Origin of the sequence: Symbiopectobacterium sp., assembly GCF_051710365.1 — a bacterium.
GTDB lineage: Bacteria > Pseudomonadota > Gammaproteobacteria > Enterobacterales > Enterobacteriaceae > Symbiopectobacterium.
The window spans coordinates 1-10,192 of the sequence record NZ_JBPETA010000123.1; the positions used below are offsets into that span (position 1 = coordinate 1).

General features: G+C 51.9%; 10 protein-coding genes, 1 other RNA gene and 1 pseudogene. 5 read left to right on the top strand and 7 right to left on the bottom strand.

Annotation, left to right across the window (positions count from 1 at the left end; all coding sequences use genetic code 11):
• Positions 1 to 103: 103 nt before the first annotated feature.
• The 3 genes from ACTBDZ_RS11765 to grpE all read right to left on the bottom strand — a co-directional run bounded on the left by ACTBDZ_RS11765 (position 104) and on the right by grpE (position 3,405).
• Positions 104 to 1,102, bottom strand: coding sequence for an iron-containing alcohol dehydrogenase (locus ACTBDZ_RS11765; protein WP_438815447.1), 999 nt, complete (start codon positions 1,100 to 1,102; stop codon positions 104 to 106).
• Positions 1,103 to 1,260: 158 nt separating this feature from the next.
• Complete coding sequence (locus tag ACTBDZ_RS11770; protein ID WP_438815448.1) at positions 1,261 to 2,499, bottom strand: Nramp family divalent metal transporter; 1,239 nt, start codon at positions 2,497 to 2,499, stop codon at positions 1,261 to 1,263.
• 318 nt (positions 2,500 to 2,817) lie between these two features.
• Positions 2,818 to 3,405 (bottom strand): nucleotide exchange factor GrpE, encoded by a 588-nt coding sequence (grpE, locus tag ACTBDZ_RS11775; RefSeq protein WP_438815449.1) that lies wholly within the window; start codon positions 3,403 to 3,405, stop codon positions 2,818 to 2,820.
• Positions 3,406 to 3,543: 138 nt separating this feature from the next.
• Between grpE and nadK the strand changes: the two genes are divergently transcribed.
• From nadK to bamE, 3 genes are all read left to right on the top strand, one after another.
• A complete protein-coding gene (gene nadK / locus ACTBDZ_RS11780; RefSeq protein WP_438815450.1) occupies positions 3,544 to 4,422 on the top strand; it encodes an NAD(+) kinase in 879 nt (292 codons plus the stop codon).
• Between the two features lie 87 nt (positions 4,423 to 4,509).
• Positions 4,510 to 6,171, top strand: a complete 1,662-nt coding sequence (gene recN, locus ACTBDZ_RS11785) for a DNA repair protein RecN (protein ID WP_438815451.1) — start codon at positions 4,510 to 4,512, stop codon at positions 6,169 to 6,171.
• A 175-nt stretch (positions 6,172 to 6,346) separates the two neighbouring features.
• The gene (bamE, locus tag ACTBDZ_RS11790) at positions 6,347 to 6,688 is read left to right on the top strand and encodes an outer membrane protein assembly factor BamE (RefSeq protein ID WP_438815452.1); all 342 of its coding nucleotides are present in this window, start codon (positions 6,347 to 6,349) and stop codon (positions 6,686 to 6,688) included.
• Between the two features lie 47 nt (positions 6,689 to 6,735).
• On the opposite strand, the gene ACTBDZ_RS11795 is transcribed toward bamE, so the two are convergent.
• Both ACTBDZ_RS11795 and ACTBDZ_RS11800 read right to left on the bottom strand, forming a co-directional pair.
• On the bottom strand, positions 6,736 to 7,020 hold the full coding sequence (locus ACTBDZ_RS11795) for an RnfH family protein (RefSeq protein WP_438815453.1): 285 nt from the start codon (positions 7,018 to 7,020) through the stop codon (positions 6,736 to 6,738).
• Positions 7,013 to 7,447, bottom strand: coding sequence for a type II toxin-antitoxin system RatA family toxin (locus ACTBDZ_RS11800; RefSeq protein ID WP_438815454.1), 435 nt, complete (start codon positions 7,445 to 7,447; stop codon positions 7,013 to 7,015). The genes ACTBDZ_RS11795 and ACTBDZ_RS11800 overlap by 8 nt, the downstream gene beginning before the upstream one ends.
• Before the next feature lie 155 nt (positions 7,448 to 7,602).
• Between ACTBDZ_RS11800 and smpB the strand changes: the two genes are divergently transcribed.
• Both smpB and ssrA read left to right on the top strand, forming a co-directional pair.
• Positions 7,603 to 8,085 (top strand): SsrA-binding protein SmpB, encoded by a 483-nt coding sequence (gene smpB, locus ACTBDZ_RS11805; protein WP_438815455.1) that lies wholly within the window; start codon positions 7,603 to 7,605, stop codon positions 8,083 to 8,085.
• Positions 8,086 to 8,130: 45 nt separating this feature from the next.
• Positions 8,131 to 8,493: a transfer-messenger RNA gene (gene ssrA, locus ACTBDZ_RS11810) on the top strand.
• 1 nt (position 8,494) lies between these two features.
• Here the strand turns inward: ssrA and ACTBDZ_RS11815 are convergent.
• Both ACTBDZ_RS11815 and ACTBDZ_RS11820 read right to left on the bottom strand, forming a co-directional pair.
• Entirely contained in the window at positions 8,495 to 8,866 is a 372-nt protein-coding gene (locus ACTBDZ_RS11815) for a hypothetical protein (protein WP_438815456.1), read from the bottom strand.
• A gap of 783 nt (positions 8,867 to 9,649) precedes the next feature.
• A pseudogene (locus tag ACTBDZ_RS11820) lies at positions 9,650 to 10,192 on the bottom strand (hypothetical protein); the annotation flags it as partial.

The window sequence follows — 10,192 nt, forward strand, 5'->3', positions numbered from 1 at the left end:
GGTTACGGATGGTAACGTGGGGAGTACTCATGCTGATTGGTCTGCAAAAAGCAGTAATAAATTCAGAACTTCAGAATACCGTCAAGTCCCGAAAAAAGAAAAATCAGGTGCGGAATGACGGATGAACCGCCGCCACACTGTTTTCTGCCGCCTGTTCCTGGCTCATGTCACGCGTATCGATCCCCATGGCTTTGGCGATAGCAGCAAATTTCTCCGGTGCCGCAGGCCAGGTATATTCCATAAAGGGTTTGTAAATGGCCGCGATACCTTCCGCGTGCACCACATCTAACAAACCGCCCATCGGGTGCTGCAACGCGTGCGGCAACGTGGTGCCCGCGCAGTCAATTGCCATGCCCGCCAATGAGCTGGCCAGCGTGACGTTCTCCCAGGCGGCCACGTTGGTGACATCTTCATAGACCAGTGGCAGGTTCTGCGCGATCAACTCAATCGCACACAGGGACAGCATTTCGCTGAACGGCGTGGCATTCTTGGAAATGTAGGATTCCAGCGCATGGAACAGCACATCGGCTCCCGGTCCGGCGATCACGCGTTTTGGCAGGATCAGCATCAATTCAGGATCGATAATGGCCGCCTTCGGGTAGATGAGCGGATTCACCAGGCCTTTCTTGTCATTGGTTTCCGGGTTGGTGAACACCGCGGTGCGGTTAGCCTTACTGCCGGTGCCTGCCGTCGTTGGGATGAGGATGATCGGCAACGCGCTGGTACCGACTTTACGACCAAACACGTAATCCCAGATGCTACCTTCATTAACCGCAGAAAAGGCGATCCCTTTCGCCATGTCCATCGTGCTGCCGCCGCCAAGACCGATCACCAGATCGCACCCTTCATCGATCGCGACCTGCGCCCCTTCAGCCACCAGCGTGGACAACGGGTTCTGCATAAAGCGATCGTAAACCGCAAATGCGACGCCCGCTTCCGTCAGCGATTGTTGCACCGCCTGCAACTGCACGGTGGGTTTGGAGCTGTCTGACGCCACCAGCAGCGCCTTTTTACCGTAAGGACGGGCAATGTCGCCCACTTGCTTATGTCGCCCTAATCCAAAATGAAATTTGACGGGATTACTGTAATCAAAAGCTGGCATCTCTCACCTCTTTTGTTCTCATATGCGAACACTGTTCGTATTAATGCTCCAGATAATAGAGGAGGAAAAATGAGCGCCAGCCTTTTGATAAAAAAAATGGACTGCCATCACATTTATTGTGACGACAATCCGTTAGACGTGAGAAATATTATATTGCGTTAGCTGAGGAAAAACGTGCTGATCAGCAGATAAGCATTGAGAGAAACCACAACAAAAACAATTGCATTACCGGTGTTCTGTACCCAACGACCATTGACCATGCATCCCATCAACGCCCGATTTCCGGTAAAGGCCAGCAAAGGCACCAGCGCCAACGCAATACCGAAGCTGAGCAGCACTTGACTCAGCACCAACACGCGAGTGGGTTCCATGCCGGACATAATCATAATAAATGAAGGCAGCATGGTGACCGTGCGCCGCACCCATAGTGGAATATGAAAACGGATAAACCCTTGCATCACCACTTGGCCAGCCAGCGTCCCCACGACGGTCGAAGAGAGCCCCGCAGCCACCAGGCTTAAGCCGAAAATAGTCGCCGCTGCCTTCCCTAACAGTGGATCGAGGGTGAGGTAGGCACGTTCCAGATCGGCGATATCCTGATTGCCGCTAAAATGGAACGCCGCCGCCGCGGTAGCCATCATTGCCAGATTGACGAATCCGGCAATGGTCATCGCCACTGCCACGTCGATTTTGGTCGCAGCATAGCGTTCGGCACGGGTGTGGTCTTCGCCCTGCTGGGTCAATGAAGAGTGCAGATAAATCACATGGGGCATAATGGTGGCCCCCAACACTCCAGCGGCCAGTAGCACTGCGTCCGAGGTGGGCAACTGCGGCACCGCCATGCCACGCACCAGCGAGGCCATTTCAGGACGCGAGAAGATCAGTTCGACAATATACGCGGCAGCGACAAACAGCAGCAGCCCGCCGATAATCATCTCCAGCGGCTTTTGACCACGCTGTTGCAGTGCCAAAATCAGGAAGGTCGCAATACCGGTAAGGATCGCGCCCTCAAGCAGAGAAACCCCTAACAGCAACTTAAAGCCAATGGCAGCACCGATAAACTCGGCCAAATCGGTTGCCATGGCGATGATCTCCGCCTGCACCCAATAGGCCCACACCGCTGGGCGAGGGAAACGATCGCGAATGTGCTCTGCCAGATTTTTTCCGGTGGCAATCCCCAGCTTGGCAGAAAGCAACTGGATCAGCATCGCCATCAGATTGGCCCATACCACCACCCACAGCAATTGATAGCCGTAGGCTGCCCCCGATTGAATATTGGTGGCGAAGTTACCCGGATCGATATAGCCAATCGCCGCTATAAATGCTGGCCCCATCAGGGAAAACTTAAGCTTCCTTGACGTGCGGCTGGCAGTCTCTATCACTCGGCTTCCCGGCATACAATGATCCTTTATTACCTCAATGCTTCACTCTGCCATGAATGATAATGATTATCAAGTGCATTTAAAGTAGTAAAACGGATTGCTGCAATAGCTAAAACCAACACATTAAGCAGGGACATAATGTTAGCCTGATAGGTTCAGGGCTACCTCTGCGCTATCACGGCACCCAACACGTGCTCATTGCTAGAAATGTGATCCGCGCCATATTGTTAACAAAATATAAACAAAAAAACCCAAGGTAAAGTCACTTGGGGTTTTTATTGATTTCAATTTGTTACGCGTGCCTTCAGGGCACGCGCGGGTCGCTCAGGGAAATCAGCCCTTCGCTTTGGAAACGGCAACCATGGCGGGACGCAGCAAACGGCCGTTCAGGGTGTAACCTTTTTGCATCACCATCATTACGGAATTGGGCGCATGGTCAGCCGATTCCAACATGGTCATGGCTTGGTGAACTTCCGGGTTAAACGGCACGTTCACGTCACCCACCACCTCGATACCAAACTTGCGCACAGCATCCAACAACGATTTCAGCGTCAGTTCCACACCCTCAATCAACGAGGCAAGGGACTCATTGCTGCGATCGGCGGCATCCAGTGAACGTTCGAGGTTATCAATCACCGGCAGCATTTCACCCGCAAATTTTTCCAGCGCAAATTTGTGCGCTTTTTCCACATCCATTTCAGCGCGACGGCGGATATTGTCCGTTTCGGCACGCGCGCGCAGCACGGTATCGCGCTCACGCTGCTGTAGTTCGTTCAGTTGCGCTTCCAATTCGGCAATACGTTCATCACGCGGATCGGCGACGTTTGTCGTTGCAGGTTCCACTTCCGCATGTTGCCCCTGTGCCGCTTCCATTTGATCTACGACTTGCTCGTCAGGCGACTTCTGTTCTTTACTACTCATGAAATTCTCCGCGGTTTTAGCATTCATCTCGCTTGTTCGCTTATTATGGGGATGAAAACCGGGGATTCAAGAGAAGTAGTCACATATACCGACAGATTTCGTGATACCGGGCGGCTCAGGGTAAGGAAAAGCATAACGATGACGAAACAGTTCAATTGCATTGGCATTGTGGGCCACCCGCGCCACCCCACGGCACTGGCGACGCATGAGATGTTGTATCACTGGCTGCACAGCAAGGGCTACCAAGTCATGCTGGAGCAGCATATTGCCCACGAGCTAAACCTGCCCGATGCGTTGACCGGCAGCCTAGCGGAAATCGGCATGCAAGCCGATTTGGCCGTGGTGGTAGGCGGCGATGGCAATATGCTAGGTGCCGCTCGCGTGCTCTCTCGCTATGACATTGATGTGATTGGCGTCAACCGGGGAAATCTCGGCTTCCTGACCGATCTCGATCCCGATCAGGCACAGCAACAGCTTACCGAGGTGCTGGAAGGACGCTACCTGAGCGAACGGCGCTTTATGCTGGAAGCGCACGTTTGCCGTCTCAATCAGCCTGACAGCACCAGCACGGCGATCAATGAAGTGGTACTGCACCCCGGAAAAGTCGCCCATATGATTGAATTTGAAGTCTATATTGACGATCGTTTCGCCTTCTCTCAACGCTCGGACGGCCTGATTATCTCAACGCCTACCGGTTCCACCGCTTACTCGCTTTCCGGTGGCGGCCCCATCCTGGCACCGACACTGGATGCCATCGCGCTGGTGCCGATGTTTCCCCATACGCTTTCAGCGCGCCCACTGGTGATAAACAGCAGCAGCACCATCCGCCTGAAGTTTTCTCATATCACACACGATCTGGAGTTGAGCTGTGACAGCCAGATAACCCTGCCGGTACAGGAAGGGGAAGAGGTACTGATTACTCGCAGCCAATACTCGCTAAATTTGATACACCAAGAAAATTACATATATTTCAATACGCTAAGCACAAAGCTGGGGTGGTCGAAAAAATTATTTTAAAATTTCGCGCTGGCCACTTTACTGGTTAAAAAACGGCATTATACTGTATGCAATTACAGTCTGTTGTTACATACAGGAAGGTGATTCATGCTGGCGCAACTCACTATCAGTCATTTCGCTATCGTGCGTGAGTTAGAAATTGATTTTCAATCAGGTATGAGCGTTATCACCGGCGAAACCGGCGCGGGCAAATCTATCGCGATTGACGCATTGGGCCTGTGCCTGGGCAACCGCTCTGACGCCAGCATGGTGCGTCTAGGCGCACAGCGTGCCGATATCTGTGCCCGTTTCGCCCTCAGCGATACCTCTGCGGCAAAAGCATGGCTGGAGCAAAACCAACTGGATGACAGCAACGAGTGCCTGCTACGCCGGGTGATCAGTGCAGACGGGCGTTCACGCGGGTTTATCAATGGCACCGCCGTGCCATTATCGCAGTTGCGTGAGCTCGGCCAGCACCTGATCCAACTGCACGGACAGCACGCTCACCAGTTGTTGCTCAAACCTGAACACCAACGTCATCTGCTGGATGCCTATGCCGACGAACCGCAACTACTTGCTGCCATGCAACAAATCTGGCAGCAGTGGCACCAAAGCTGTCGCGATCTGGCACAGTTGCAACAAGCGAATATCGAACGTGAGGCACGCCGCGAACTGTTGCAATACCAGCTCAAGGAGCTGAAAGAGTTTGCCCCACTGCCCGGCGAATACGAACAAATTGACGTCGAATACAAACGGCTGGCTAATAGTGGTCAACTGCTGTCACTCAGCCAGCAGACATTGCAGTTGCTCAGCGAAAACGACGATCAGAACATCATGAGCATGCTCCACAGCGCAAAGCACCAACTCGGCGAACTCGTTACTATGGATGAAAAACTGGGCAGCGTGCTGAATATGCTGGAAGAAGCCAGCATTCAGATCAGCGAAGCCAGCGATGAGTTGCGCCACTACAGCGAACAAACGGATCTCGATCCGACCCGACTCTATGAGCTGGAGCAGCGCTTATCACGCCAAATGGCGCTGGCGCGCAAACATCACGTCGCTCCGGAAAACCTGCCGGCCTTCTACCAGCAACTGCTGGATGAACAGCAGCAGTTGGCAGAACAAGAGAGCAACCACGCCACGCTCAGCCTGGCCGTTAGTGAGTATCACCAACAGGCGCTGCACGCTGCGGAACAGTTACATGCCCGCCGTCAACACCATGCACATGAATTGTCTCAGTTGATTACGGCACAGATGCATGAACTCGCCATGCCGCACGGCCATTTCTCCATTGAAGCAGAGTTTTCGCCGGAGCGCCTGACAGCCTATGGTGCAGACAGCATCGCGTTTCTGGTCACGACCAATCCCGGTCAACCGCATCAGGCTCTGGCGAAGATCGCCTCCGGCGGTGAACTCTCCCGCATCGCACTGATCATTCAGGTAATCACTGCGCGTAAAATGGATACCCCAGCGCTGATTTTCGACGAAGTGGATGTAGGCATCAGTGGCCCGACCGCCGCAATTGTCGGCAAAATGCTGCGTCAACTCGGCACATCCACGCAGGTGATGTGTGTGACCCACCTACCGCAAGTTGCTGGCTGCGGTCATCAACACTTCTTTGTTAGCAAACATACCGATGGTGCTGCTACTGAAACGCTGATGCAACCGCTGGACAAACGCGCACGGTTGCAAGAACTGGCCCGTTTGTTGGGTGGCAGCGCAGTCACCAAAAACACATTGGCGAACGCCAAAGAGTTACTGGCTGCGTAAAAACAGCAGCAGGCATCGCGAGCCATGGTTAATTGAGTGCGTTTTACCGTTAGCGTTCAGACAGAAATAATCAACTTTTTTGCATTCCGGTGGTCATACAAGCGCTTTGCCGGTTTTCAAGACAGGCAAGGTCTATTATCATCGGCAACCTATGCCCTTAAGGAATGTATTTACTATGCGCTGTAAAACGCTGACCGTCATCGCCGCGATGGTTGTTATGCTGACCGCCGGTTGTTCTACGCTGGAAAGACTGGTTTATCGTCCAGATATCAACCAAGGGAACTATCTGGCACCGGCTGATGTGGCAAAAATCCACACCGGTATGACCAAGCAACAGGTTGCCTATACATTGGGTACGCCGATGATGCAAGACCCCTTTGGCAGTGACACCTGGTTCTACGTTTTCCGCCAGCAACCCGGGCATGGGGCAGTAAAACAGCAAACGCTGACACTGACACTGACCTTCAGTCAGGATGGCATTTTGACCAACGTGAAAAATCAACCAACGCTGAATTGATAGTGGAGCGGTGATCAGAGCACGCATAATAAGGCACAGACTGTGCCTTATTTTTTGGAACGCTCCGCGCGCTGACGGCGCAATTCTTTAGGATCGGCAATCAACGGGCGGTAGATCTCTACACGATCGCCCTCAGTTACTGCGTCCGCCAAACGGGCTGGTCGGCTAAAGATCCCGACTTTGTTAACCTGTAGATCGATATCGGTACGCAATGTCAGCAACCCGGAAGCAACAATAGCCTGCTCCACCGTTGCGCCCTCTTCCACCGTCACGGACCGCAGATACTGACGTTCTGGCAGCGCATAAACCACATCGACACGGATTTCAGGCACGGTATACCTCTTTGGCGCGCAAGGTGAAGGCCTGCACCATATTACTTGCCAATTCTTTAAACACCTTGCCAAAGGCCAGTTCGATCAACGCATTGGTGAATTCAAAATCAAGATGCAGTTCCACCTTGCAAGCATCAGCACTTAAAGGAATAAAGCGCCAATCGCCACTCAGTTGACGGAACGGACCATCAACCAACTGCATACTGATGCATTGGCTCTCGGTGAGCGTATTGCGCGTGGTAAAGGTTTTGCTGATCCCGGCCTTAGAGACATCGACAGCGGCCGTCATTTCTTCAGCGTTGGCAGCAATAACGCGGCTCCCGGTACAGCCAGGCAGAAACTGGGGATAGGAGGCGACATCATTCACCAAATGGTACATTTGTTGCGCGCTGTAGGGCACCAGTGCAGAGCGACTAATCTTGGGCATGGCTTTTTCCGTATTACTTCAAACGCGCGGAATAATAGCACCGATGGCCCGGATGGTAAAAATTCTGAGGCGACGATCGCATCCCTTCCTCAACGTGCGTTCGCTGATGCGGCAGTGATGTCTTTCCCTTTAACATCCGGTATAATGACGACACTATGACAAAGAAAAAAGCTTATAAACCCGGCTCCGCCGCCATTGCGCAAAACAAGCGTGCTCGCCACGAATACTTCATTGAAGAAGAGTTCGAAGCGGGATTGGCGTTGCAAGGATGGGAAGTAAAATCACTACGCGCAGGTAAGGCCAACATCAGCGACAGCTATGTACTGTTGCACAGTGGTGAGGCTTTTCTGTTTGGTGCTACCTTTCAGCCACTATTGGCCTCGTCAAGCCACGTGGTTTGTGACCCTACACGCACCCGAAAACTGTTGCTTAACAAGCGCGAGCTGGATTCACTTTATGGACGGGTTAATCGTGAAGGTTACACCGTGGTTGCGCTTTCGCTGTATTGGAAGAACGCCTGGTCAAAAGTGAAGATTGGTGTTGCCAAAGGTAAGAAAGAGCACGATAAGCGTTCGGATATCAAAGAGCGCGAGTGGCAAACGGACAAGGCGCGCATCATGAAAAACGCCAACCGCTAACAGTGGATTAGGGCGTCACGGTTCTGTTATACTACTGAAGTACTTGGGGCTGATTCTGGATTCGACGGGATTGTGTAGCCTTAGGAGCATGCCGAGGGGCGGTTTGCCTCGTAAAAAGCCGCAAAAAAATAGTCGCAAACGACGAAAACTACGCTTTAGCAGCTTAATAACCTGCTCTGAGCCCTCTCTCCCTAGCCTCCGCTCTTAGGACGGGGATCAAGAGAGGTCAAACCCAAAAGAGATCGCGTGGATGCCCTGCCTGGGGTTGAAGTGTTAAATCCAATCAGGCTAGTTTGTTAGTGGCGTGTCTGTTCGCAGCTAACCGGCGAATGTAAAGACTAGACTAAGCATGTAGTGCCGACGGTGTAGTAATTTCGGACGCGGGTTCAACTCCCGCCAGCTCCACCAATTAAATCAAGGGGTTATGTGAAGGCATGATCCCTTTTTTATGTCCAATGTCCACTTTGCGTCCATCCAAAAAAAAACCACCGCTGAATGCAACAAGCTGTTCTATGATAAACCCTTTCATTTGAATAGGACTTTTCTCATGGCATTTAACAAAATGCAAGGAATGTAAAAAAGAGGTTTCTAGTTCGGCAAAAGTGTGTCCCCACTGCGGAGTCAAAAACCCCTCAACTACAGCAGTACAAGCCATTGGTAGCTTTTTTGTTTTAGTTATTCTGGTGTGGGGAGGAATGAAAATATTCGGTGGCAGCGATGACAAACCCACATCTAAAACAGAGGCACCTAAAGTATGTACCGCAAGTGACGGCCAGTGCATATTTGATCAAAACTGGATTGCAGCGGCCTCCGTCTGCCGACCTATTATAGAAAAGGCGTCAAAGTATGACCATGAGTGGACTGATGGGATATTAACCCCCATGTTTTCATATTTCCGCCTGAATGAATCAAAGAAACAGATGACATTCATTGGTGACAAAGTGAGATTTACTAATGGGTTCAACGCTAAAATAACTATGACCTATGAATGCACCTACGATCTGAGCAACAAAAAAATTGTTGGCTTTGACATAAACGAAGGCAAACTATAATTTTCAGTCGTTAAATTTCAGTCCAGCCTCCTAACTTATTGCCCCGCTTGACTTTTATCTTGTCATTTAGCGGGGTTAAAAACCAGCCGCTTAGATCCACCCCGACAAAATACACACAAAATCTTTATTTATCTGATAGATAAAACTCTCTCTCGATCCATAAGCGATCCTCAAACTGAAAAAACTTGAAATTTCTTTCAATCATTTCAGTTTGTGATTTTTACCACAAGCCCAGCAACGGCGCGGGCTGGCGTATCGGTTTGTAGAAAAATAAAACTGAAAAATTTTCCTGATCCGAAAACCGCAGGCGGGTGCGGTGTAGCGCCGATTTTGTCATGTGGACGTTTATTTTGTGTGTGCACTGGCTGCACCTGCGGGACGTGGTGAGGCGATCAGATTCATGGGTAAGGCGATGGGCGATTGATAACGCTAGCGCCGTGTGGGGGGATTGGCGGCGCTATATGGCAGGCACAAAAAGCCCGCGCTTGGCGGGCTGGTTTCTGGCGGGATCGTTACCCGATAACCGGGCTGTACTTAATCTGTAGTGCGCTGGATTTGGTGCCGGTTGCTGCAATAGCATTGGCATTGACCGGTGCGCCGGTGTTGGCATGGGTATGCGTGGCGGTCTGCTCTGCCAGTTCCTGCACCACGTCCAGCGTATCGATCATTAACTGCATCACGTTGATTTGCTGATTACCTACCCACACCACCGGCGCGATAAGTTCCTGGCGCTGTGCGGCAATACTGCGGCGGATATTGCCGATTTTCTCTATCAGGTCTTGCCCTACGTCCCATGTCGCCGATTTGCCAACGCTGGCCACATAGCACGCTTGCGTGGCCAGACTGTGATCCCCCTGGGCAATCTGCACCACGGCACCAGCCAGTAACGTGGCGGTGCCCAATACCGTGGTTTTGTCCGTGGACTGTATCGTGGTTTCCCTGGCCACAACGGTGCGTTTTTCTTCATCGGCGGTGATATCACGGCGCATGGACGATTCTTTGATGCTTTGGTCGGTCTGCCGTTCCCAATCCCCGGCCACCGTCACGCGCTGCGA